Raw genomic sequence first — 23,174 nt, 5'->3', positions numbered from 1 at the left:
GGTTGGGTTCCGGCCGTCAGCCACCGGGGAAAGTGCAGCAACCCTTTCATAACGGCCCGGGCCCGGCTAGTGTCTGTCGGGTGAGTATAGAAACCCCTGACACCACAGCTGCCAACAACCCGGGTCCCGGGCGGGCGCACACCGCCATCGACGCCGTCGCCGACGCTTTTACGGAGACCCTGATCCGGCTCAACCCGAGCTTCGCCACCGAGCTTGGCCTTCCGGGCCACGAGACGGAATACCAGGATTACTCCCCCGCCGGGCACGAGGGTTTCGCCGCTGCCGCGCGCGAGGCCCTAACGGCGCTGGACGGCCTGGAACCGGCGGACGACGTCGACGCCGTCACCCTCGATGCCATGCGCGAGCGCCTGGGCCTGCAGCTGGAAATCCACGACTCCGGCTGGGGCTTGGCGGAGCTGAACAACATCGCTTCCCCGGCGCAGGAGATCCGCGCAATCTTCGACCTGATGCCGACGGACACCGCCGCGCAGTGGGACCACATTGCCGGCCGCGCGACCAACGTTCCCGACGCGCTGGACGGCTACATAGTGTCGCTGCGCGCCGCCAAGGAGGGCGGCAAGGTCGCCGCCGCCCGCCAGGTGGAGATTGTGATCGAGCAGACCACCAAGCACGCCGCAGAGGACGGTTTCTTCGCCAGGCTGGCCGCCAACGCCAAGACCACGGCGGGCCCGCTGCCCGAGGACGTGCAGTCCAAGCTCGACGCCGGGGCTGCCGCCGCGCGCGTCGCCTACTCCCGGCTGGCCGGCTTCCTCGAGTCCGAGTTGCTGCCCGTTGCCCCGGCGAAGGACGCAGTGGGCCGTGAGCGCTACGCGCTGGCCTCCCGCGCGTTCCTGGGCGCCACCGTGGACCTCGAGGAAACCTACGCCTGGGGTGTGCAGGAGCTCGACCGGCTGATCGCCGAACAGGAGCATGTGGCCGGGCAGATCCGTCCCGGCGCCACGATCGGGGAAGCCAAGGAGATCCTCAACAACGACCCCGCCCGGCAGCTTAAGGGCACCGATGCCCTGCAGGCCTGGATGCAGGAGCTTTCCGACAAGGCCGTGGCCGACCTCGCGGGAGTGCACTTCGACATCCCGGAGGTGATGAAGACCCTGGAGTGCAAGATTGCCCCGACTGATGAAGGCGGCATCTACTACACCGGACCCTCGGACGACTTCAGCCGTCCGGGCCGGATGTGGTGGTCCGTCCCGCCGGGTGAGGACACCTTCACCACCTGGGCCGAGACCACCACGGTCTACCACGAGGGCGTCCCCGGCCACCACCTGCAGGTGGCGACCGCAACCTACCGCCGGGAGCTGCTGAACAAGTGGCGCCGGAACGTCTGCTGGACCTCCGGTCACGGTGAAGGCTGGGCGCTCTACGCCGAGAAGCTGATGCAGGAGTTGGGCTACCTGACGGACCCTGGTGACCACATGGGCATGCTGGACATGCAGCGCATGCGTGCCGCCCGCGTGGTGTTCGACATTGGTGTCCACCTGGAGCTGGAGGTGCCCGAGCGTTGGGGGTCGGGCACCTGGACTCCGGAGCAAGGGTACGGCTTCCTCCAGCAGAACCTCGCCATCAGCGAAGGCCAGCTGAGCTTCGAATTCACCCGCTACCTCGGTTGGCCGGGCCAGGCGCCGTCGTACAAGGTGGGCCAGCGGCTGTGGGAGCAGATCCGCGCCGAGCTCGAATCCCGGCCGGGCTTTGACCTGAAGGCCTTCCACACCAAGGCGCTCAACCTGGGCTCCGTCGGACTGGACACCCTGAAGCGGGCGCTGCTGGGATAGGCCCGCAACGACCCTCCGTCCCGGAGATCGGCCATCCTCCGGTCCCTGCTTCACGAGACAATCGCCACATTCGACCGGGGAATAACTTCACAAACGGGTAGTCTTCCGGCGGAAATCCCGTGATTCCGTGGCCGGGACCGAAAACCCCCCGCGTAACATTTCTCAACGTTCGTTCGCCGTGCTAAGTGCCGCAGTCCTAGCGTGTTCCAGTGAGCACTCAGACAAGCACCCCCGCATCCGCCGGAAAGACCGGCTTCCAGCTGCCCAAGTGGGCCGGCTCGTTCGGCTTCCAGATCATCGCCGCCCTGATCGTAGGCCTGGGTCTCGGCCTGCTGGCCAAGTACACGGGCAGCACCAAGGCGAACCCCAATGCCCTCGGCGCAACCCTGCAGACCATCGGCTCGAGCTACGTCTCGCTGCTGCAGACCGCCGTAGTGCCCCTTATCTTCACGGCAGTCGTGAGCTCCATCTCCAACCTGCGTGCCGTCTCCAACGCCGCCCGGCTGGCCTGGAACACACTGCTCTGGTTCGCCATCACCGCCTTGATCGCCGTGCTGATCGGCATCGGCCTGGGGGTGTTCCTGCAGCCCGGCGCCAATACCGGCATCACCCAGGAGGCCAAGTACAACGGCAAGTCCGGCGACTGGTGGGCCTTCCTGGTCGGCCTGTTCCCGAAGAACTTCCTGGGCCTCGGCGCCAGCACTACCGTGGCCGACGGCGTCGCCACCACTTCGGTGAGCTTCAACGTCCTGCAGATCCTGGTGATCGCGGTCGCCGTTGGCATCGCAGCCCTGAAGGTGGGCAAGGCCGCCGAGCCGTTCCTGAACCTCAACGCCGCAGCCCTGGCCGTGATCCAGAAGGTCCTCTGGTGGATCATCCGGGTCGCCCCGCTCGGCACCGTCGGCCTGATCGGCAACGCCGTGGCGATCTACGGCTGGGACACCATCGGTTCGCTGGGCAAGTTCACCTTCGCCATCTACGTGGGCCTGGCCCTGGTGCTGTTTGTGGTCTACCCGGTCCTCATCCGCAGCCACGGCCTGTCCGTCAAGCAGTACTACTCCGGCGTCTGGCCCGCCGTGCAGCTGGCCTTCGTCTCCCGCTCATCCGTGGGTACCCTGCCGCTGACCCAGCGCGTGACCGAACGCAGCCTGGGCGTACCCCGCGCCTATGCCTCCTTCGCCGTGCCGCTTGGCGCCACCACCAAGATGGACGGCTGCGCCGCAATCTACCCGGCCGTCTCGGCGATCTTCGTGGCCCAGTTCTTCGGCATCCAGCTGGACTTCACGCAGTACCTGCTGATTGCCCTCGTCTCCGTGCTGGGCTCCGCCGCAACCGCCGGAACCACCGGCGCCGTCGTTATGCTGACCCTGACGCTCTCCACACTGGGACTGCCGCTGGCCGGCGTCGGACTCCTGCTGGCGATCGACCCGATCCTGGACATGGGCCGCACTGCGGTCAACGTGGCCGGGCAGGCTTTGATCCCCACCATCGTGGCCAAGCGCCAGGGCATCCTCGACGAGTCGCTCTACAACGCACCGCGCAACGGTGACCCGTTCGCGGACGACGACGAAACCGCCGCCGGCGCCGTCGACCCTTCCGCCGCAGCCGCTCCCGCAGCCGCTCCCGCAGCGTCCCCGGATGGCCGCGAGCTGGCCGCCGCCAAGGGATAACCCGGCCCCGGGCAGAACCACAGGAAGTCCCCGGGAGGTTCCCGGGGACTTCCTTGGTGTTGCCGGCTCAGGGACGGCGGCGACGTAGGATCCTAGTGTCCGCCCCGGCCTTCGCCCCCGCCGATAACTCCCGCTGCCACTGCCTTTGCCACGGCGTCCGCCTCGGCCTGGGTCAGGGTGCCATCGGTGACGGCCTTGTCCAGACGGGTCTTTAATACCGCAGCCCGGTCGGCCTGTGCAGCGGTGCGCAGCTCCTCCAGCGCCGTGGTGACCTTGGATTCATCGATTCCGAGGGAGGCAGCGAGTGACTTCGCCAGTGCCGCCTCCCTGGTGGCCCGGTCCGGCTTGGTGCCTTCGGCCAGCGGTGTGGCCGGCTTATTGGCTTCGCGGAACGCCTTCAGGGCCTCCGTTACCTTGGCCTCGTCCACGCCGAGCTTGGCAGCGAGTTCGGCAGCCTGGGCTGCGCCGCGATCGCCACCACCGTGTCCGTGTCCGCCCCGCATGCCCCCACCCTCGGTGGCGCCGGGCGTTGCCTCTGTCGAAGCGCTGGAGCTGGGGCTGGGGGTCGGCGTGGTGGCGGCTGAGGCCATCCCGGTGACCCCAAGCCCGGCTCCGAGGGCCAGGGCCCCGGCCGAAATCGCGAGTGTCATTCTCTTCGTTCGTGACATGCGCTGTCTCCTGTTCTGCAGCTTCGTGCCCGCTGCCATTGGTGATTGTCTCTTCCAAGACGTAGTTCCAGTCTCCGCCGGGCACTTCGGCAGAAGCTGTCCGGAACCTTTCATCTTCCTGTGAAGCCAGGCGGCCGCCGCCTGCCGGAACTTTGGCCGGTTTCCGCGCTGCGGTTCCGGTCCGGGGAGCTCCGGAGTCGGTAGGCTCGGTGCATGCTGATCGTGACCTCCAATGACATCCCCGGCCACCGGATTGACGCAGTATTCGGCGAGGTCATGGGCCTTACCGTCCGCGCCCGGGATATCGGCGGCCAGGTGATGGCCGGCTTCCGTTCCCTTGGCGGCGGGGAACTGCCCGAAATGACGCGCATGCTCTACGAGAGCAGGCAGCAGGTGATGGCGCGGATGGTCACAGAGGCGGAACAACGCGGGGCCAACGCCATAGTTGCCTTGCGTTTCGACAACTCCCAGCTGGGGACCACGTGGACCGAGGTCTGCGCCTACGGTACAGCGGTATTCATCGTGCCGATCCCGGCCGGCGAACCGGGGGCCACCGGCCAGTCGGCCTTCCTGAGCCAAGCTGCCGCGGACAGAAATTTGCCCTGAGTGCAAACATGCACGTAGTGTAAATACGTGCATCCATCCCTGCCCTCCCGAGCCGCGGTACCTCCTGCGGCCGAGACCCTGCCCGAGGCGCCGTCGCGCCGTGAGCTGAACAAGGCCGCCACCCGCCAGGCCATCATCGACTCAGCGCTGGCCTTGCTCCGATCCAATGGTCCGGGCAACTTCACGGTCGAAGACATCGCTGATGCTGCCGGAATCTCGCGCCGCACGTTCTTTAACTATTTCGGCAGCACCGAAGCCGCCATCGCCGCGGTCACCTTCGGCTTCCTGGACAAGGCCCTTCAGCAGTTCCGGCTGCGCCCGGCCGGAGAACCCTTCCTGGACTCCGCCCGTGCCGCGCTGGCGGAACTGGCCGATCCGATGACGGTGGCCCCGTTGGCCGAGCTGTACAGCCTCGGCCAGGCCTATCCGCAGCTGAGCCGCTCCGAGCTGGAAGCCTGGGACCACTGCACGGGCCAGATCATCACCGCAGCCCGCGAGCGTGTCAGTGGCGGCGGCGTCGAACTCGATGAGCTGTACCTCCGGGCACTGGCCGGCTCAGTAATCTCCTGTGGCAAAGCCGCCATGGATGTCTGGTTCGCCCGGTGCGGCGGATCACTCACACCGGAGTCCCTATCCGTCCTCCGGCAGCTCCTGATCGATTCCATGAGCCTGCTCGGCTCCGGATTTGCCCGCCCCGGCACCCTTCAGGCCGGCACTCCGGCCGCCAACTCCAACTCCACCCTTTTCGCAGATCGGCTCTGACATGGCACTTTTGCTCTACCGCCTCGGCAAGTTCTCCTACCGGCACCGCTGGCTTGTCATCTCCGTATGGCTCGCCGTGTTGGTGGCCGTCGGCGGCGCGGCAGCCGCTTTCCACGGCACCTTGTCCAACAACTTCCAGATCCCGGGAACCGAGACCCAGCAGATGGCGGACAAGCTCAAAAATGAGCTCCCCTCATCCTCCGGCGGCTCCGCGAGTGTGGTTTTCGAAGCGAACGATGCCCAGTTCAGCCAGGCCGGAAAGGAAGCCGTCACGGCTGCGCTGGCCAAGCTCAAGACGCTCCCCGACGTTCAGGGAACGGTTGATCCGTTCGCCACCCAGGCGCAGCTGGATAAGGCGGGCACGGATCTGGCAGCAGGCCAGGAGCAGTCCGCCGCCGGGAAAGCCCGGCTGGAGCAGTCGGCCGCAGAACTCGCGGCAGGAAAAGCCAAGCTGGACGCGGCCGAGCAGCAAATGACGGCGGCCGGTATGGCGCCCGCCGCGATCGAGGCACAGCTCGGCCAGCAGAAGGCGGCCCTCGCCGACGGTCAGGCAAAGCTGGACGCCGGCACCAAGGACCTCCAGGCAGGCGAAGCCAAGCTGGCCCTGGGAGCACGCCAGATGGAAGCCTCGAAGGGCCTCCGTTTCGTCTCCGAGGACGGCAAGGCCGCGATCGCACAGGTCCAGTTCAAGACCTCAATCAACGGGCTCAAGCCAGAGGTCCGCCAGGAAGTCCAGGACATCGCCAAGGAGGTTTCCGCCGCCAACGTCACGGCGCTGCCCAGCAAGGAAATCAGCGAAGACATCTCCGAGCTCTTTGGCACCGCCGAAATTCTCGGCATCGCCGTAGCCGCCCTGGTGCTGATCATTATGCTCGGGACCCTGATCGCCGCCGGACTTCCGCTGCTGATGGCAATTGTCGGCGTCGCCGTCGGAGTGGGCGGCACCTTTGCCCTCAGCGGCACTATGGACATGAGCTCCATCTCGCCGATGCTGGCACTGATGCTTGGCCTTGCGGTCGGGATCGACTACTCCCTGTTCATCGTCAATCGGCACCGCGGCCAAATGCTCGCGGGCATGGACCCCGAGGAGTCAGTGGCGCTGGCAACCGGCACCTCCGGCAACGCCGTGCTCTTCGCCGGCCTCACCGTGATCATCGCCCTCGCAGCCCTGGTGGTCCCGGGTCTTCCGTTCCTCGCCGTGATGGGCCTCTCGGCCGCGGCGACGGTGGCCGTCGCCGTCGTCGTTGCCCTGACACTGACGCCGGCCGTCCTCTCCCTGGTGGGCCGAAAACTGATCTCTAAACGGGCCTGGGCCAAGGCGGAAAAGCACAATGCCGCGCCCGGCCACGAAACCGATGACCGTGCCAAGGACGAGTACCGCAGCAGCCACGGCTGGGGCGGTGTGGTAACCAACCACCCGTGGCTGGCCCTGCTCGCCGGAGTGGTCCTGCTCGGGGTTGTGGCGCTGCCGGCCAGCCAGCTCCGGCTCGCCCTGCCGGACGCCAGCTCCGAGCCGGTCGCCTCGCAGGCATTCAAGGCCTATGACGTCACCAAACGAAGCTTCGGTGAGGGCATGACCGGCCCGATCATTGTGGTGGGTGACTTCCCGGCGGGACTCAGCGTAGCCGAGGCCCAGGCCAAGCAGTTCGACGTCGCGGACATCCTGCGCGGAACCGACAATGTCAGCGCAGCCGTGCCGCTGGCCCTGAGCGAGGACCGCCGGACCGCTGTGTTCCAGGTCATTCCGAAGGAAGGCCCCGCCAGCGCCAGCACCGTCCGGGTGGTCTCCGAACTCCGCGCCGAGAAGGGCCAGATCAAGGACTCCACCGGCGTCAGCATCGGCCTCACCGGCCAGACCGCCGGCAACGTCGATGTGTCCACCAAGCTCGGTGACGCGCTGCCGCCCTACCTGATGATTGTGGTGGGCCTCTCGCTGGTCCTGCTCCTGCTGGTGTTCCGCTCCATTTGGGTTCCGCTGCTGGCGACCGGCGGTTTCCTGCTCTCGCTGGCCGCCGCCTTCGGAGCCGTCGTCGCGGTCTACCAGTGGGGCTGGCTCGGGGCTGTCTTTGGCGTCGAGAACCCCGGTGCAGTGCTGAGCTTCCTGCCCATCATCCTGATCGGTGTGCTGTTCGGCCTGGCGATGGACTACCAGGTGTTCATCGCCTCCGGCATGCGCGAGTCATATATGCACGGCGAATCGGCCAAACATGCGGTCCGCTCCGGCTTCAGCCATGCCGCTGCGGTGGTTACCGCCGCCGCGATCATTATGGTCAGTGTGTTCTCGGGCTTTATCTTCTCGCACCTGAACATGGTCCGGCCGCTCGGCTTTGCGATGGCCTTTGGTGTGCTGATTGACGCCTTTGTGGTCCGGATGACGATCGTTCCGGCCGTGATGTACCTGCTCGGCGAAAAGGCCTGGTGGCTGCCCCGCTGGCTGGACCGGATCCTGCCGGATGTGGACGTCGAAGGTGCCAAGCTGCGCAAGCCCAATGCCGACGCCGGGGATCCCGTCGCGGAAAGCGCCGGAACCGCTGCCCGGTAGCTCCACCGGCTGCCCCCAAGCACCAAACTGGCCGCCCGCTGATCACTCTGATCGGCGGGCGGCTCTGTTGTGGGCACGTTCGACGGCGGCCTTACCGGTTACTCATTGGGCCCCTTGGCGGCTCTTCGCCCGGGCACGAAGGAGCGTCCTGGCCCGTTCGCGGCGTTCGCGGCGTTCGCGGCGGCGGTCGCGGCGGTCGCGGTGGCTGGCCACCGCTGGGTCCGGCTGCGGCGGGTCTGCACCTTTTCCCGCGCTTGCTTCTGCACCTGCACCCGCGCTTGCTCCTGCACCTGCACCCGCGCTTGTCCCCGCGCCTGCTTCTGCACCTGCACCCGCGCTTGTCCCCGCGCCTGCTTCTGCACCTGCACTTGCCCCCGGTAACGGAGGGGCGGTGGAGTGATAGCTGTGGCCGGTGGGGGTGGTGACTTCAAGGATGTGCCGTTGGCCCGGCAGTGGTCCAGGGCGTGGCCGTGAGCTCCAGCCGGGGGTTTCTTTGGTGTGGTTGCAGGCTTCACAGAGCCCGGCGCCGTTGCTGTGTCTGGTGGTGCCGTTGTGGTGCCAGGGGATGATGTGGTCGGCGTGCCGGATCGGGGCGTCGCAGTACGGTGTGCGGCAGGTCTGGTCCCGGATGGTGAGGAAGCGACGCAGCCCGGGCGGGAAGAGCCGGGCCTTCGACTCCACCGCTGTCAGCTCGCCCGGGCCGGGCGCGGTGAAGAGCCGGCGGAGCCAAACGTTCAAGGCCGTGTTTTCGCCGTTACCCGGGTTGGCAAGAACTTCGCGGGCCCAGCCGGCGGGGACGATGCCGTAGCCGGGGAGGCGGGCGGGTTCGCTGTCGGCCTGGAAGAGGGTGCGGTCGGTCATCACGAGTTGGATCTCGATGCCGCTGATACCCCCTGGGGTTCCAGTGGTGCGCTCCACAAGGGCATCCGCCATGAGCTGGCCACGGGTCCGGGGGTCCCCGCCGGCGCGAAGGCTGTCTGCATTCCTGCTCAGGGCTGCGTGGACAGCCACGCCCTCGGTGACAGGGAGCAGGGCGGTCAGATAACACATGGTGTCCGGGGCCGGGCGGAGGCTAACGTGGCGTTCGGCGGCGGCGTGGCTGGCACGGCCGGTGACGGAGCGGGGGTCGCGCCGGTAGGCCGCGGTGCGGGCCGCGGCGACGAGCGCACGGTCTCCGGCGCCGTCGAAGGTTCCGGTGTCCGGCGCCAGTTCCTCATCCACGGCGCAGCGGCCCTCGGCGCACAGGCACGCGGTTTCACGCACGAGGAGGGTGGCGCGCCATTCGTTGAGCTGCCCCGCCTCCAGCGCGGCCAAGGTGTGGGGCATTTCGGTGACCAGGGCCTTCGCCAACCCTAAAAGCCGGCTGCCTTTGGCGGGTGATTCGCGGCGGGCGAGGGCGATCTGCGCCCCGACCCCGGCACCGAGCTCCGCGGCCGGCATCCCGGCGTCCGACTGTTCGCGGCGCTGGAGCAGATCGAAAGCGACGGACAGCCGGGCCTGACGGGCGGCCAGGGCGGACTTTTGGTCCTCCAGGGACCGGATTTCAGCAATTAGCCAGGCAGCGTCCGGCACAGGCACGTCGCTCCCGAAAGCCATGGCTGCCTCTTCCGTTCCCGGCTTCTTCCCGCAGCCAAAGGCGCAGGTGCACCCCATTGCTGCCGGAACCGCCGCGGTCGACCCATAACCGTCCATAGGTCAAGTGTTCCGCAGGGCTACGACATTATTGAACGCCTATAGAAGCCGGCCAACCGCTTCGAAGGCCAGCTCCGCCACCCGCCAATTCAGTTCGATCCGCCGTGTACTGCTCTCGGGCAAACTAATCTCCTGAAGCGCGCGGCCGGACATCGCCAGCACGCAGCGAAGGTTCCCCTCCGGTCCTTGATTCCCCTTTATGAACGAACTTTCCCAGTGGCCTCGGACATTAGGTCACCTCGACTACCGGCACAACGAACTAGGCTGGAGCGGTGACCCGCCTCATTCTTGCCTCCCAGTCCCCCGCCCGAACCAAGCTGCTCACCGACGCCGGAATCCGGCACGAGATCCTCGTCTCGGACGTCGACGAGGATGCCGTCCAGGCCCGCTACGGCGTCACGGACCCGCACGATACCGCGCTGCTGCTCGCCCGCGCCAAGGCCGAGGCCGTCGCCTCCCTGCCCGAAGCCGACGGCGCGCTGGTGATCGGCTGCGATTCCGTGTTTGAGTTCGACGGCGAGGCGCACGGCAAGCCCTACACGGCCGACGTCGCCAGGGAGCGGATGCTCCGGATGAGCGGCGGCAAAGGCGTCCTGCACACCGGGCACTGGCTCGTTGACTGCCGGGACACCGAGGGCACCGACGAGTCCCACGCCGCCGGCTCCGGCGCCACCCTCGGGCACGTCACCTCCGCCGAAGTCCACTTTATGGAGATGACCCCCGAGGAAATCGACACCTACATCGCCACCGGGGAGCCGCTGCAGTGCGCCGGCTCCTTCACGATCGACGGCTACGGCGGGGCGTTCATCCGCAAGGTCGACGGGGACCCGCACGCCGTCGTCGGGCTGTCCATTTCCACCCTCCGCGGGCTGCTGGGACAGGCGAAAGTAGGCATCACCGAATTGTGGACCAGCGGTGCCGCCGATCCCGCCCTCCTCCGGGCCGAGTGAGCTAATTCGCACGCACTTGTAGCAACCCTACAAAGGCAAGGGGCTTTACCCGCGGAATCCGCAAGTAATATCGGCGGAACCCACAAAACCGCGCTAGGCTCCCTGAAGGAAAGAAGGAGACGCCTTGTCAGCAAATTCGGAGCAGTCCGCAAATCCCGTGCAGCGATCAGCCCAAGAAGGCACCGCCGTAGTAACCCACCCCCTGAGCAAGGTGCTGATCGCCAACCGCGGCGAAATCGCGGTGCGCATCATCCGCGCCGCCCGCGATGAAGGCATCGCCTCCGTAGCGGTCTACGCGGACCCGGACCGCGACGCCCTGCACGTAAAGCTTGCTGATGAGGCCTACGCCCTGGGCGGCAACACCGCCGCCGAGTCCTACCTCGTGATGGACAAGCTGATCGAGGTGGCCCACCGCTCCGGCGCCGACGCCATCCACCCCGGCTACGGCTTCCTCGCCGAGAACGCCGAGTTCGCCGCCAAGGTGATCGACGCCGGCATCACCTGGATCGGGCCCTCCCCCGCCGCGATCGCCGCCCTGGGCGACAAGGTCCAGGCCCGCCACATCGCCGAAAAGGTCGGCGCACCGCAGGTTCCCGGCACCGCCGACCCGGTGGAGTCGGCCGAGGAAATCCTTGAGTTTGTGGACAAGTTCGGCTTGCCGATCGCCATCAAAGCAGCCTTCGGCGGCGGCGGGCGCGGCATCAAGGTGGCCCGCACCCGAGAGGAAATCCCCGAACTCTTCGAATCGGCCGTCCGCGAGGCTGTCGCCGCCTTCGGCCGCGGCGAATGCTTTATTGAGCGCTTCCTGGACGCCCCGCGGCACGTCGAGACCCAGTGCCTCGCCGACGCGTACGGCAACGTCGTGGTGGTCTCCACCCGTGACTGCTCGTTGCAGCGCCGCAACCAGAAGCTCGTCGAGGAGGCACCGGCCCCGTTCCTCACCGAGGAGCAGAACCGCCGGCTCTACGAATCCTCCAAAGCCATCCTCAAGGAGGCCGGCTACCTTGGCGCCGGCACCTGCGAGTTCCTCGTGGGCCAAGACGGCACCATCTCCTTCCTCGAGGTCAACACCCGACTCCAGGTAGAGCACTGCGTCTCCGAGGAAGTCACCGGCATTGACCTTGTCCGCGAGCAGTTCCGGCTGGCCCGCGGCGAGGAACTCGGCTACGGGGACCCGGAGATCCGCGGCCACTCGATCGAGTTCCGCATCACCGGCGAGGATCCGGGCCGGAGCTTTATGCCCGCCCCCGGCACCATCACCCGGCTGTTGAACCCGACCGGACCCGGCGTCCGGATCGACTCCGGGGTGGAGCAGGGGGACGTCATCAGCGGCAACTTCGACTCGATGCTCTCCAAGCTGATCATCACCGGCGCCACCCGCCCGCAGGCCCTGCAGCGCGCCCGCCGCGCCCTCGAAGAGATGGTGGTTGAGGGAATCCCCACCGTCATCCCGTTTGACCTCGCCGTCGTCACCAACCCGGATTTCGCCCCCGCCGAGGGCCCGTTCAAGGTCCACACCCGCTGGATCGAGACGGCGTTCGTCAATGACATCCCCGCGTGGACGCCGACCGGCACCGAGGCTGAAGCGCCCGACGCCGTCGAACGCCAGCGCGTCGTCGTCGAGGTCGGCGGCAAACGCCTTGAGGTCGTCCTCCCTGCGTCGTTGGGTACCGGCGGCGGCGCCGCTAAACCGGCTAAGGCGAAGAAGCGTTCGCGCGCCGGCGGGGCCGTCGCGGCGGCCGGCGGCAACGCCCTGACGTCCCCCATGCAGGGAACCATCGTGAAGGTAGCTGTCGGCGAGGGGGACCTTGTGGCCGAGGGTGACCTTGTTGTGGTGCTCGAGGCCATGAAGATGGAACAGCCGCTCACAGCGCACCGCGCCGGCATCGTGATCGGACTGACAGCGTCCGCCGGCGAGACGGTCTCCGCCGGCGCCATCATCGCTCTGATCGAGGACGCAGCCGGCCAGTAGCTTCCCGGCCACTGCTGCACGGGCAGGACGCAGGCGCGCCTCTGGCGCAGCGCTCTTCCGCCCGTGCAGACTTGGTCTGTGAAACCTTTCCTGCTCCTCGCGTCCCGGGCCGAGGACGCCGCCGCCGAGGATGAATACGAAGCCTACCTGCGCTACGGCGGCCTCGAACCCGCGCAGCTGACGCGCATTCGGATGGAAGCCGCGCCGCTGCCCCCACTGGACCTGTCCGATTACTCGGGGGTGATCGTAGGAGGGAGTCCGTTCACCTCCAGTGATCCTGCCGGGCAAAAAAGCGACGTCCAGCACCGGGTGGAGCGTGAACTCGCGGCCCTGCTCGACCGGATCGTGCCTTTGGATTTCCCGTTCCTCGGTGCCTGTTACGGCGTGGGTACGCTCGGCCGGCACCAGGGCGCCGTGATTGACCGCACTTACGGCGAGGGGCTGGCCGGTGTGAGCATCAAGCTGAGTGCGGAAGGCCTGGTGGATCCCCTGCTGCGGGGTCTGCCGGAGAGCTTCACGGCCTTCACCGGCCACAAGGAAGCCTGCACCCTCCTTCCTCCCCACGCGGTGCTTCTGGCCAGCTCCGCCACCTGCCCGGTGCACATGTTCCGGATTAAAACCAACCTGTACGCCACCCAGTTCCACCCCGAGCTCGATGTTGACGGGTTGGCGACCCGGATCGATATCTACCGCCATGCCGGGTACTTCCCGCCGGATTCGGCCGAAACGCTGCTGGCGGAGGTCAGGCGGTCCACCGTCACGGAACCGATGCAGATCCTGCGAAACTTCGTGGAGCGCTACTCCCGCTAGCCTGCCCCTAACAACCCTCCCGCAGATCCTGCCGCCATCCGAACAACCCTCCCGCATCCTCGGAATCGACCTGCGGGAGCGTCGGCCCCTTCCCGACCGGACCTGCGGGAGCGTCGGCCCCTTCCCGACCGGACCTGCGGGAGCGCCGGGCCCTTCCCGACCGGACCTGCGGGAGCGCCGCGACACCGAAATGCCCGGCGTGTTCGGTGAACACGCCGGGCATTTCCGCTCCCTACCAGGCCAGGGAGCGGGCCTGGGATCGAGGATTAGGAGACGTTGTTAGTGTACTCCAGGTCGCGGGTTTCCTTGCTGACGAAGAGTGCGATCAGCGTCAGCACGGACATGGCGGCAAGGTAGATGCCGACCAGCACTGGGCTGCCCTTCGCCAATTCCCACAACCAGACAGCGATGAACGGGGCCACCGCGGCACCGAGGATGCTGGAGAAGTTGTAGCTGATGGCGGAGCCCGTGTACCGCACGTTCGTCGGGAACAGCTCCGGCAGCAGCGCACCCATCGGCCCGAAGGTCAACCCCATCAGCGAAAAGCCGATGATCAGCAGCGCCATGGTGCCCACGAAGCCGGCACTGAACAGCGGGACAAAAAGCAGGCCGAAAACGAAGATGCCGGCGGTGACGACGATAAGCATCTTGCGGCGGCCGTACTTTTCGGCCAGCGGCCCGGAAACCAGTGTGAAGATGCCGAAGAATACGACGCCGGCAATCAGCATCCACAGGAAGTCGTTGCGGGTGTAGCCCAGGCCGGGGACGAACGCTGCTGCAGCGGCCTCCGTCATCGGCTTGCCGGCCTTCTCGGCTGCGGCCTTGGCGGTTTCAAGGCTGGAGGCGCGGGTGCCGTAGGTCAAGGTGTAGGTGGTCATCAGGTAGAACAACACGTAGGTGGCGAGCATAATAAACGTCCCGAGAATCAGCTGGCGCCAGCTCGACTTAAAGACCCGGGCCAGCGGCAGCTTGGCAACTTCTTTGGATTCCAGGACCTTGGTGAACGCCGGGGTTTCGATCAGTTTGAGCCGGACGTAAAGGCCGATGATCACCATCACGGCGCTGAGCAGGAACGGCACGCGCCAGCCCCACGCCTCGAAGGCGGCCGGCGTCAGGGTGTAGCTGAACACCAGGAAGATCACGTTAGCGATGATAAAGCCGATCGGGGCACCCAGCTGCGGGAACGTGCCGTAGATGGCACGCTTGTTCACCGGCGCGTTCTCGGTCGCCAGCAGCGCCGCGCCGCTCCATTCCCCGCCGAGGGCCAGCCCCTGGGCGAAGCGCATAACAACCAGCAGGGCAGGCGCCCAGAAGGTCCAGCCGGGAACGGTCGCCGTTGGCAGGCAGCCGATCAGGAAGGTGGCGATACCCATGGTCAGCAGCGAGGCGACCAGGGTGCCCTTGCGGCCAAACTTGTCACCGAAGTGGCCAAAGATCACGGACCCGAGCGGCCGGGCAACGAACGCGACGCCGAAGACAGCGAAGGAGCTCAACAGCTGGGTGGTCTCGTTTTGACCGGGGAAGAACAGTTTGGGGAACACGAGCACGGCGGCGGTGGCGTACACGTAGAAGTCGTAGAACTCGACGGTGGTCCCGATCAGGCTGGCGACGATAACGCGGCCGCGCGAGTTCACCGGCTTGGCGGACCCCTGCTCTGCGGAAGTGGCAGTGGATGACATGTAGTAGCGCTTTCATAAAGACCGGACCGGTGATGATTGAGACCGCCCGGATGGGGATAAGTAGGATTACATGATAGTTCCAACAGTCCATCCAATGGACAAGTGTTCCACTATTTGGACACCGGGATTCGTCTCACGTGGTGCTCATCACACTACGCCCCACGCCACCCCTAACACCGTTACAAACGCGCCGATAGCCAAACGTCACAGCACGTTAACAAACGGCGAGGCTCCCGGAAACGCGGCTTACCTTACTGCCGGCGGCCGGCTTCACCTTCACCACCTCGGAAATCATCTGGCTCATTTCCATGCCGAGCCTGGTCGGCGCCACCCCCGGGATCCCTATGCCTTATGGTCCGCGCTTCGGCGGCCGCAACTGGACCATCGGCCCGGCCCTGCTGCTGCTCATCCCCTCAACTGGCCTGGCCCTGTGCGTCTCCAACCCGGAGACCCCCTTCGGCACCATGCTCTTCGTGGCAGCGCTGGCCGGCTTCGGCGGGGGGCAACTTCGCCAGCTCGATAGCCAATATCACCTTCTTCCATCCGGCCCACGAAAAGGGCTGGGCGCTGGGGCTAAACGCCGGCGGCGGAAACCTCGGCGCCGCCGTCGCACAGCTCGCCGTCCCAACCGCCACCACACTCCTGGCCTAGTTGACTTGGAGACGAGAATGCCGGGCGCCTAAAGACCCCCGGCATTCTCATTCAGAATGCCGTCCAGCACTTCAGCTGTGGTTTAGTTCCTGATGCCACCGTGCCTGCTGCATGCTCCCTGCCGCGTGGCGCTGGGCCAGATGTAACCGTCCTTGCAGATGATCGTGCCCCCGACCGGAGCGGGTACCGCGGGGACTGCAGGGACCACCGGAGGAGCCGCAGGAGCGGGAGCGGGGGCCCGTCGGGCGGCAGCGTCTGCCGCAGCCTTATCCGCCGCTGCCTTGTCGGCAGCAACTTTGTCAGCCGCTGCCTTGTCTGCAGCAGCCTTCTCCGCCGCTGCCTTGTCTGCAGCAGCCTTCTCCGCTGCCAACTGGTCCGCAGCAGCCTTCTCCGCTGCCAACTTATCGGCGGCAGCCTTTGCAACGATCTTCTTTGACTCCGCTTCCGACAACCACACCAGACGCTGATCCGCGCCCATCGTGCAAACAAAGACATCGCCGTTGTAGCTTTTAGTCTCGTTGACCGTCAGGCAGGCCGACTTCGCCGGATTCGTGGCTGTCGGCGTCGGCGTCGGCGTCGCGTTCGCGGATGCTTGCGGAGAAACCAGTGAAGACCTGCTTTGGTTGCCCGTCGACGAAGCCGTCGCTCCGCCAACAATGCCACCGACGATGAAAAGGGCAATTCCCGAGCCGGCAACCAGCAGTGCGCTCTTGCGGTGCGGAATGCCTACCCACGATCGCCGCTTGAACAACAGCGCGTAGAGTCCGGTCACCACGGCAATGAGGCCCAGGAGGATCAGGACGGCACCAAAGCCTCCTGCAGCGGCGAATAGAAGGGCCAGAAGGAACACAACGACCGCAACGACCCAAAACAGGACCCTCGGGCGCCAACCGAACTTCGTGCGCGGCGAAGCTTTTGAAAAATCGAGCATATTTTCCCTCGGGAAATTAAGAATGATGCGATTGAGGCGACGTCACATTAGCAGCATGCCGAAGGGCTTCAACGCTGGCCTCGGGTTCGGTTCGCCGGCAGTCAGCGGCCCTCGTTCCGGGTCCAGACGGCATCAGGCCAGCCGCGGCCCGTTATCGGCTTCCGCGTCACGGGAATCGGGCATCGGCCGGAAGCCCGGTAGCATCGGGGCCATGAGCGCCGACGACGACGACATCACCGAAGAACTCCTGACCGACGCCGACAAGCTGACCGGGCTGAGCCTGGAATTGCTGGGCCTGGACCCACATCCGGCGGACATGACGCCGGAACAGCGGCTCCAGTTTGACCCGGAAGACTTGGCTGAAATGGTAGCCCTCGGGCCAGAGGACCGCGGGCAACAAGTGCAACAGGCCCGACTTCTCGCCGGTCTCTTGTGGAATTCCTCCAGCATCCTGATCGACCAGCTCTTCCGCGACCTGGGTAACCTGAGCCAGCTGCAGTCCGTCACGGCGTCCGAAATCGCCGGGACCTCCGTGCTGTCCTCGCTGCCGCCACAGTTTGCGTCCAGCTACGACGCTAAGTTCACCCAGAAGTTCATCGTCGTCGCCGCCGACGTAACAGCCTCACTGGTCCGTGGCTGGACCGCACCCGGGTGCCTTGCCGCCGAACTCGCCGTCCGCTGCCTGCTCGACCAGGCGGAGATCACCGAGGATATCTACGAACTCGACCTCCCGGCCGACTGGCGGGCACAGGTTGATGAAGTCCTGCTGGCGGACGCGGACAGTGCAGCGCTGTACTCAGAGGGCCTCGCCGTCCTGGAGGACGACGCCGACCAACTGGGCTTCGAGCACTGGTTCCAGCCTTTCGGTGCCGGGGACACGGTCCCGCCTTACGCCTGCTCCTGAGCCGCCGCAGACTACATGTGGACGTGCAGGCGCCGGGCGGCTTCGGAGATCGACCCGCTCAGCGACGGGTAGACGGTGAAGGTGCTGGCGACGTCGTCGACGTGCATTTTCTGGGTGACCGCGAGGGAGATCGCAAAAATCAGCTCGGAAGCGTTCGGACCCACCACAACACCGCCGATGACGGTGCCGGAACCCTTGCGCGCGAAGATTTTGATAAAACCGTCCCGGTGGTTGCGCATCTTGGCGCGCGCGTTGCTGCGCAGCGAGAGCTTCACGACGTCGGCCTGGTATTTGCCCGATTCAATCTCGGCCTCGGACACACCCACGTTGGCGATCTCGGGCGAGGTGAAGATGTTGGAGGCCACCTGGTGCAGCTTGAGCGGGGCCACACTGTCGCCCAGGAAGTGCGCGATGGCAATCCGGCCCTGCATCGCGGCCACGGACGCGAGCGCCAGCACACCGGTGCAGTCGCCGGCGGCGTAAATGTTCGGCGCTGTGGTGCGGGAGACGCCGTCTACCTTGATGTGCCCGCTCCCGGTGAGCGCGACGCCCGCCTCCTCGAGGCCGATCCCTGCGGTGTTCGGGATGGAGCCGACGGCGACCAGGCAGTGGCTGCCGGTGACCTGGGAGCCGTCTCCGAGGGTGACGATAACGCCGTCCGCGGTGCGCTCGACGGACTCTGCGCGGACCTGGGAGAGGACCTTGACGCCGCGGCGTTCGAAGACGCCTTCCAGCACCTCGGCGGCATCGGTGTCCGAGCCGGGCAGCACCCGGTCGCGGCTGGAAATCAGGGTGACTTTGGACCCGAGCCCGTTGTAGGCGGAGGCGAACTCGGCGCCGGTGACACCGGAGCCCACCACAATCAGGTCCTCGGGCAGCTCATCCATGTTGTAAATCTGCGCCCAATTCAGGATCCGCTCGCCGTCCGGCCGGGCGGTGGGCAACTCCCTGGGGTGTGCCCCGACGGCGAGCAGGATCGCGTCCGCTTCGATGGTCTCGGTGCCGTCGACGGTGAGAACCTCGATGGTGTGGTTGTCCAGCATTTTGCCGGATCCCAGCATGATCCGGACGCCCTGGTTTTCCAGGCCGCGCTGGATGTCGGTGGACTGCTGCCGGGCCAGCCGCAGCAAGCGGTCATTGATGTGTTTGAGGTCCGCGCGCATCGTCGGGGTGCAGTCTCCGCCGTCGACGTCGAACTTGACGCCGAGCTCACCGGCCTCGCCGACCCGGGTCATCAGGTCCGCCGTCGCAATCAGGGTCTTGGACGGAACAACGTCGGTGAGCACCGCTGAGCCGCCGAGCCCCGCACGTTCAATGATGGTCACCTGTGCGCCCAGGGACGCTGCAACCATGGCTGCTTCGTAGCCGCCGGGCCCTCCGCCCAGGATTGCGATACGGGGTGAGCTGAAATCGGGATGCGTAGTCACAATCAGCCATTGTCCACCATCCGGACCGTCACCACCAAGAATCCCGCCCGCCCAGAACAGCCCACAACACAGCGCGCGGCGCTGGGCAGTACCCGGCCGGCAGGATAACTTGTGAGGGTGAGTACAACAGAATTCCTGAACACTGACCCCTTCGACGCCGCCCGCGCCGCCGCCGACTACATCGCCGAGGAGACGGGCGTCGACGCCCACGACGTCGCGCTGGTGCTCGGTTCGGGTTGGGGCGACGCCGCGGAACTGATCGGCGAAACCACGGCGACACTCTCCGCCGACGAAGTCCCCGGCTTCTCCTCCCCCTCGGTGGTGGGCCACGTTGGCACCATCCGCTCCGTGCTGACCAAGGAGGGCAAACGCGCGCTGGTCCTGGGCGCACGCACCCACTACTACGAGGGCAAGGGCGTCCGCGCCGTCGTCCACGGGGTGCGCACCGCCGCCGCGGCCGGCTGCAAGACCCTCGTCCTGACCAACGGCTGCGGCGGCCTCAACGAGGACTGGACGCCCGGCACTCCCGTGCTGATCAGCGACCACATCAACCTCACAGCCACCTCACCGCTCGAAGGGGCCACGTTCGTGGACCTCACCGACCTGTACTCCGCACGGATCCGTGGCCTGGCCCGCGAAGTCGACCCCACGCTGGACGAAGGCATCTATGCCCAGTTCACCGGCCCGCACTACGAAACCCCGGCCGAAGTGCAGTACGCCAAGCGGATCGGCGCGGACCTGGTGGGCATGTCCACCGCCCTGGAAGCCATCGCCGGCCGGCATGCGGGCATGGAGGTGTTCGGCATTTCGCTCGTCACCAATCTCGCCGCCGGCATCAGCCCGTTGCCCCTGAGCCACGGGGAAGTCCTCGAAGCGGGACAGGCAGCGGGACCACGGATCTCCAAACTGCTCGCCGAGATCATCGCCAAGCTCTAAGGGCTCAGCTCCCCACGGCAAGGTAGCGCAGCGCCTTCCGCCTGTCCTGCGGGAAACGCCGATCCATCGAGTCCGCTATCCCGGCTATGGTCTGCCGCGCCAGGGCCTGCCGCCAGGCGAGTTCGGCCTGGCGCATGGTCTGGGAGATCAGGCAGGTCCGGACAACGTTGCGCTCCATGTCGGCATCCGGGACGCTTGCCATGATGCCTTCGCAACGGAACACCGGACCGGCACCTTCCAGGGCAAGCACGATATCGAGGACTGTAACGTTTTCCGGCCTGCGCGCCAGGTGGAACCCGCCGCGCGGGCCGGAAACGGAAACAAGGATACCGGCCCGGACCAGCGCCTGGAGCTGCTTGTTCAGATACGCACCCGGAAGGCTGTAATACTCCGCCAACCGGGCACTGTTAACCGCCTCGCCGGCCGGTGTCCAAGCCATGTTAACGCAGCTGTGAACGGCCCATTCCACCCCCCGGCCCATCTTCATGTTCCAGACGCTACGTGTCCGGAAAAATAGCTGTCAAGGCCCGGAGCACCAGCCGGTTGTGATCGATCTTTCAGGGGACTCTCGCTTGTCGGGAAGGCATCCGCCGCTAATGCGGCTAGTTTGGTTGCTATGACGTCTTCTGATGCCGAACTCGCCCGACTGCTGAGCGACGCCCGGGCTTGGGCCACCCAGGACCCTGATCCCGCCACCGCCGCCACCCTGACCGAACTGATCCGCCTCGCCGACGACGGCGCCGCGTCGGCCCGCCAGGAGCTCGCGGACAGTTTCAGCGGAACCTTGCAGTTCGGCACCGCCGGCCTACGCGCGGCCCTCGGGCCCGGCCCGAACCGGATGAACCGCATGGTGGTCCGCCGCGCCGCAGCAGGCTTCGCGGCCTTCCTGACCGGCACGGTCGCCCACGCCGCCCCCGGCACCCGGCCACGCGCCGTCGTCGGCTACGACGCACGGCACAACTCGGATGTCTTCGCGGAAGAAACCGCCGCAATCCTCGTCGCTGCCGGCATTAACACCTTCCTGATGCCGTCAGCCCTGCCCACCCCGCTGCTCGCCTACGCGGTCCGGGCGCTGGAGTGCGACGGCGGTGTGATGGTGACCGCCAGCCACAACCCGCCGCAGGACAACGGTTACAAGGTGTACCTCGGCCGGCACGCCGTCGAGGAGAGCGGCCGCGGCGCGCAGATCGTGGCGCCCTACGACGCCCTGATCGCAGCCCAAATCGATGCGGTCGGCGGGCTGTCCGGCGTCGCCCTGGCCACGGCGGGATGGACCGTGCTGGATCACTCCATCGTTGCCGGCTACGAGGCCGCCGCCGCGGCACTGGCCATGCCGGCGGCCTTTCCGGCCCGCGACCTCAACATCGTCCTGACCCCGATGCACGGTGTGGGCGGCAAAACCGCCGTCGCGGTGCTGCACGCAGCCGGTTTTGCCAACGTCACGGTTGTGAGCGAACAGGCCGAGCCGGATCCGGACTTCCCCACCGTGAACTTCCCCAACCCCGAAGAGCCGGGCGCCCTGGACCTGGCCCTCGAGACCGCGGCCCGGGAGGATGCGGACATCGTGATCGCCAACGACCCCGACGCGGACCGCGCCGCGGTTGCTGCCAAGGACCCCGATACCGGATCCTGGCGGATGCTGCGCGGCGACGAGGTCGGCGCGCTGCTCGGCGCGCACATCGTGGCCCGGCTGGCAGCCGCCGGCGGCACCGAAACCACGGCAGGTGTTTTCGCTAATTCGATCGTGTCCTCGCGGCTGCTGGCGCGGATCGCGGCTGCGTCAGGCTACGCCCACGAGGAAACCCTCACCGGCTTCAAGTGGATCGCCCGCGTTCCCGGCCTGCTGTACGGCTACGAAGAGGCGCTGGGTTACTGCGTCGCCCCCGCCCTGGTCCGCGACAAAGACGGGATCTCGGCGGCCGTACTGATCGCGGAATTCGCGGCGGCAGCCAAGGCGCAGGGCAAAACCATCTTCGACACCCTCGATGAGCTTTACCTGGTGCACGGGCTCCATGCGAGCGACCAGCTCAGCATCCGGGTCGCGGACCTGGGCCTGCTGGACGCCATGATGAACCGGCTGCGCGTCAGCCCGCCGGAATCCTTTGGCGGCTCCGCCGTCGAATCCATCACGGACCTCGCGGACGGCAGCGATCAGCTGCCGCCCACCGACGGCCTGCTGTACCTGACGAAGGACCTCAGCCGCATCATCATCCGCCCCAGCGGCACAGAGCCGAAGCTCAAGTGCTACCTGGAGGTCATCCGCAACGTCGGATCGGCCGCCGAGCTGCCCGCAGCGCGGCACGAGGCACGCGCCGCGCTTGACGGCGTGCTGGCAGATGTCCGCGAGGCGCTCGGGTTGTAGCCTCCGGGGCTACAGCTCGACCTCAATGCACCCGCCCACAATCCGGGTACCGAAGGTCGGGAGCCGAAGGCCCGGCTTGCCCAGGCACTCCCCCGTTGCGAGGTCATAGACCTCCTTGTGCAGCGGTGAAGCGAGCGTGTGGCGCATCCCGCGGGAGCCGGTTATCCCGCGGGCCATCACGTGCGCCCCGGTGGCTGGGTCCTCGTGGCCGACCGCAAACACCTCGCCGGTTGCCGTGCGGAACAATGCCACCTGGTGCCCGGCAATCAGCGCCGCCTCGCCCCAGGCCGTGGATGCCATGTGGAGCACGGCGCACGAGATGGGCGTTTACAGGGAACTCGTGGCGAGCCTGAAGACCACTGTCGCCACCGCAGTGGTCGGTCCCATTACGGCGCAGCCGCTGATCGATGCCGGGCTGCAGCCGCTGGTCCCGGACCGGTTCCGGCTGGGCGCCCTGATCCGGCTCGTGGTGGAGCACCTTGCCCTCAACCACGTCCGCCGCCTGGATACCGTCTCGGGCCGGGTGGAACTCCGCGGCCGCTCCCTGCGGATCGATGGTGGTCCGGTCGAGCTGACTCCGGCCCAGCTGCTGCTGCTGCGGGCGCTGCTGGGCGCCGGCGGCGCTGTGCTGTCCCGCGAGTCACTCTCCGAGCTGTTGGGACTCCACGGTTCCGTGCACGCCCTGGACATGACCGTCAGCAGACTGCGCTCCGCCCTGCCCGATGGCCGGCTGGTGGAAACCGTGGTGAAGCGCGGCTACCGGATCGGCGTGTGACGCACGCCATTACCGGCTGGTAAACATTGGGAAACGGAACCCCAAAA

General features: G+C 66.8%; 18 protein-coding genes and 2 pseudogenes. 13 read left to right on the top strand and 7 right to left on the bottom strand.

Features of this window, described 5'->3' with window-relative positions; translation table 11 throughout:
• Positions 1-80: 80 nt before the first annotated feature.
• Both QK287_RS03370 and QK287_RS03365 read left to right on the top strand, forming a co-directional pair.
• Positions 81-1,790 (top strand): DUF885 domain-containing protein, encoded by a 1,710-nt coding sequence (locus tag QK287_RS03370; RefSeq protein ID WP_226773631.1) that lies wholly within the window; start codon positions 81-83, stop codon positions 1,788-1,790.
• Positions 1,791-1,999: 209 nt separating this feature from the next.
• Positions 2,000-3,460: a dicarboxylate/amino acid:cation symporter gene (locus tag QK287_RS03365; protein WP_282359242.1), complete on the top strand. Its 1,461-nt coding sequence runs from the start codon at positions 2,000-2,002 to the stop codon at positions 3,458-3,460.
• Between the two features lie 92 nt (positions 3,461-3,552).
• On the opposite strand, the gene QK287_RS03360 is transcribed toward QK287_RS03365, so the two are convergent.
• On the bottom strand, positions 3,553-4,128 hold the full coding sequence (locus QK287_RS03360; RefSeq protein WP_282359240.1) for a hypothetical protein: 576 nt from the start codon (positions 4,126-4,128) through the stop codon (positions 3,553-3,555).
• Positions 4,129-4,341: 213 nt separating this feature from the next.
• On the opposite strand from QK287_RS03360, the gene QK287_RS03355 reads away from it, so the two are divergent.
• The 3 genes from QK287_RS03355 (at position 4,342) to QK287_RS03345 (ending at position 8,038) form a co-directional block, all read left to right on the top strand.
• Positions 4,342-4,734, top strand: a complete 393-nt coding sequence (locus QK287_RS03355; protein ID WP_226773634.1) for a YbjQ family protein — start codon at positions 4,342-4,344, stop codon at positions 4,732-4,734.
• A gap of 78 nt (positions 4,735-4,812) precedes the next feature.
• Positions 4,813-5,496 (top strand): TetR/AcrR family transcriptional regulator, encoded by a 684-nt coding sequence (locus QK287_RS03350; protein ID WP_282359422.1) that lies wholly within the window; start codon positions 4,813-4,815, stop codon positions 5,494-5,496.
• 1 nt (position 5,497) lies between these two features.
• Complete coding sequence (locus QK287_RS03345) at positions 5,498-8,038, top strand: MMPL family transporter (RefSeq protein ID WP_282359238.1); 2,541 nt, start codon at positions 5,498-5,500, stop codon at positions 8,036-8,038.
• A gap of 102 nt (positions 8,039-8,140) precedes the next feature.
• Here QK287_RS03345 and QK287_RS03340 read toward each other — a convergent pair whose 3' ends face one another.
• Positions 8,141-9,634: an HNH endonuclease gene (locus QK287_RS03340; protein WP_282359237.1), complete on the bottom strand. Its 1,494-nt coding sequence runs from the start codon at positions 9,632-9,634 to the stop codon at positions 8,141-8,143.
• A 368-nt stretch (positions 9,635-10,002) separates the two neighbouring features.
• On the opposite strand from QK287_RS03340, the gene QK287_RS03335 reads away from it, so the two are divergent.
• From QK287_RS03335 to QK287_RS03325, 3 genes are all read left to right on the top strand, one after another.
• The gene (locus QK287_RS03335; protein WP_282359236.1) at positions 10,003-10,680 is read left to right on the top strand and encodes a Maf family protein; all 678 of its coding nucleotides are present in this window, start codon (positions 10,003-10,005) and stop codon (positions 10,678-10,680) included.
• Positions 10,681-10,837: 157 nt separating this feature from the next.
• A complete protein-coding gene (locus QK287_RS03330; protein WP_282359421.1) occupies positions 10,838-12,652 on the top strand; it encodes a biotin carboxylase N-terminal domain-containing protein in 1,815 nt (604 codons plus the stop codon).
• 78 nt (positions 12,653-12,730) lie between these two features.
• Positions 12,731-13,462 (top strand): glutamine amidotransferase, encoded by a 732-nt coding sequence (locus QK287_RS03325; protein WP_282359235.1) that lies wholly within the window; start codon positions 12,731-12,733, stop codon positions 13,460-13,462.
• Positions 13,463-13,728: 266 nt separating this feature from the next.
• Here QK287_RS03325 and QK287_RS03320 read toward each other — a convergent pair whose 3' ends face one another.
• Positions 13,729-15,141 carry an MFS transporter gene (locus tag QK287_RS03320; RefSeq protein WP_226773639.1) on the bottom strand — a complete coding sequence of 471 codons (1,413 nt, stop codon included), beginning with the start codon at positions 15,139-15,141 and terminating at the stop codon, positions 13,729-13,731.
• Positions 15,142-15,395: 254 nt separating this feature from the next.
• Here QK287_RS03320 and QK287_RS03315 point away from each other — a divergent pair.
• Positions 15,396-15,789 (top strand): annotated as a pseudogene (locus tag QK287_RS03315) (MFS transporter); the annotation flags it as partial.
• Between the two features lie 85 nt (positions 15,790-15,874).
• Here QK287_RS03315 and QK287_RS03310 read toward each other — a convergent pair.
• Positions 15,875-16,723 (bottom strand): hypothetical protein, encoded by an 849-nt coding sequence (locus tag QK287_RS03310; RefSeq protein WP_282359231.1) that lies wholly within the window; start codon positions 16,721-16,723, stop codon positions 15,875-15,877.
• Between the two features lie 211 nt (positions 16,724-16,934).
• On the opposite strand from QK287_RS03310, the gene QK287_RS03305 reads away from it, so the two are divergent.
• The gene (locus QK287_RS03305; protein ID WP_226773641.1) at positions 16,935-17,627 is read left to right on the top strand and encodes a hypothetical protein; all 693 of its coding nucleotides are present in this window, start codon (positions 16,935-16,937) and stop codon (positions 17,625-17,627) included.
• 11 nt (positions 17,628-17,638) lie between these two features.
• Here the strand turns inward: QK287_RS03305 and QK287_RS03300 are convergent, their stop codons facing one another.
• Entirely contained in the window at positions 17,639-19,054 is a 1,416-nt protein-coding gene (locus QK287_RS03300) for an NAD(P)H-quinone dehydrogenase (RefSeq protein ID WP_226773642.1), read from the bottom strand.
• Between the two features lie 117 nt (positions 19,055-19,171).
• Between QK287_RS03300 and QK287_RS03295 the strand changes: the two genes are divergently transcribed.
• Positions 19,172-19,990 (top strand): purine-nucleoside phosphorylase, encoded by an 819-nt coding sequence (locus QK287_RS03295; protein WP_282359227.1) that lies wholly within the window; start codon positions 19,172-19,174, stop codon positions 19,988-19,990.
• 4 nt (positions 19,991-19,994) lie between these two features.
• On the opposite strand, the gene QK287_RS03290 is transcribed toward QK287_RS03295, so the two are convergent.
• Positions 19,995-20,471 carry an Rrf2 family transcriptional regulator gene (locus QK287_RS03290; RefSeq protein WP_282359420.1) on the bottom strand — a complete coding sequence of 159 codons (477 nt, stop codon included), beginning with the start codon at positions 20,469-20,471 and terminating at the stop codon, positions 19,995-19,997.
• Positions 20,472-20,606: 135 nt separating this feature from the next.
• Between QK287_RS03290 and QK287_RS03285 the strand changes: the two genes are divergently transcribed.
• On the top strand, positions 20,607-22,352 hold the full coding sequence (locus tag QK287_RS03285; RefSeq protein WP_282359225.1) for a phospho-sugar mutase: 1,746 nt from the start codon (positions 20,607-20,609) through the stop codon (positions 22,350-22,352).
• Positions 22,353-22,361: 9 nt separating this feature from the next.
• Here QK287_RS03285 and QK287_RS03280 read toward each other — a convergent pair whose 3' ends face one another.
• The gene (locus QK287_RS03280; RefSeq protein ID WP_309485670.1) at positions 22,362-22,652 is read right to left on the bottom strand and encodes a nitrite reductase (NAD(P)H) small subunit; all 291 of its coding nucleotides are present in this window, start codon (positions 22,650-22,652) and stop codon (positions 22,362-22,364) included.
• Between QK287_RS03280 and QK287_RS03275 the strand changes: the two are divergent.
• Positions 22,639-23,127, top strand: a pseudogene (locus QK287_RS03275) (winged helix-turn-helix domain-containing protein); the annotation flags it as partial. The gene QK287_RS03280 and the pseudogene QK287_RS03275 overlap by 14 nt on opposite strands.
• Between the last annotated feature and the right edge of the window lie 47 nt (positions 23,128-23,174).

The sequence above is a fragment of the Arthrobacter sp. AL05 genome, assembly GCF_029960715.1.
GTDB lineage: Bacteria > Actinomycetota > Actinomycetes > Actinomycetales > Micrococcaceae > Arthrobacter.
The sequence above is the reverse complement of the archived record's forward strand: the minus strand, read 5'-3'. Positions and strand labels throughout refer to the sequence as shown.

Excerpts from the sequence above, each read along its gene's own strand:
- QK287_RS03320 (WP_226773639.1), bottom strand. The coding sequence starts at position 15,141 with ATGTCATCCACTGCCACTTCCGCAGAGCAGGGGTCCGCCAAGCCGGTG.
- QK287_RS03305 (WP_226773641.1), top strand. The coding sequence starts at position 16,935 with ATGAGCGCCGACGACGACGACATCACCGAAGAACTCCTGACCGACGCC.
- QK287_RS03345 (WP_282359238.1), top strand. The coding sequence starts at position 5,498 with ATGGCACTTTTGCTCTACCGCCTCGGCAAGTTCTCCTACCGGCACCGC.
- QK287_RS03310 (WP_282359231.1), bottom strand. The coding sequence starts at position 16,723 with ATGCTCGATTTTTCAAAAGCTTCGCCGCGCACGAAGTTCGGTTGGCGC.
- QK287_RS03285 (WP_282359225.1), top strand. The coding sequence starts at position 20,607 with ATGACGTCTTCTGATGCCGAACTCGCCCGACTGCTGAGCGACGCCCGG.
- QK287_RS03280 (WP_309485670.1), bottom strand. The coding sequence starts at position 22,652 with ATGGCATCCACGGCCTGGGGCGAGGCGGCGCTGATTGCCGGGCACCAG.
- QK287_RS03355 (WP_226773634.1), top strand. The coding sequence starts at position 4,342 with ATGCTGATCGTGACCTCCAATGACATCCCCGGCCACCGGATTGACGCA.
- QK287_RS03340 (WP_282359237.1), bottom strand. The coding sequence starts at position 9,634 with ATGGCTTTCGGGAGCGACGTGCCTGTGCCGGACGCTGCCTGGCTAATT.
- QK287_RS03360 (WP_282359240.1), bottom strand. The coding sequence starts at position 4,128 with ATGTCACGAACGAAGAGAATGACACTCGCGATTTCGGCCGGGGCCCTG.
- QK287_RS03290 (WP_282359420.1), bottom strand. The coding sequence starts at position 20,471 with ATGGGCCGGGGGGTGGAATGGGCCGTTCACAGCTGCGTTAACATGGCT.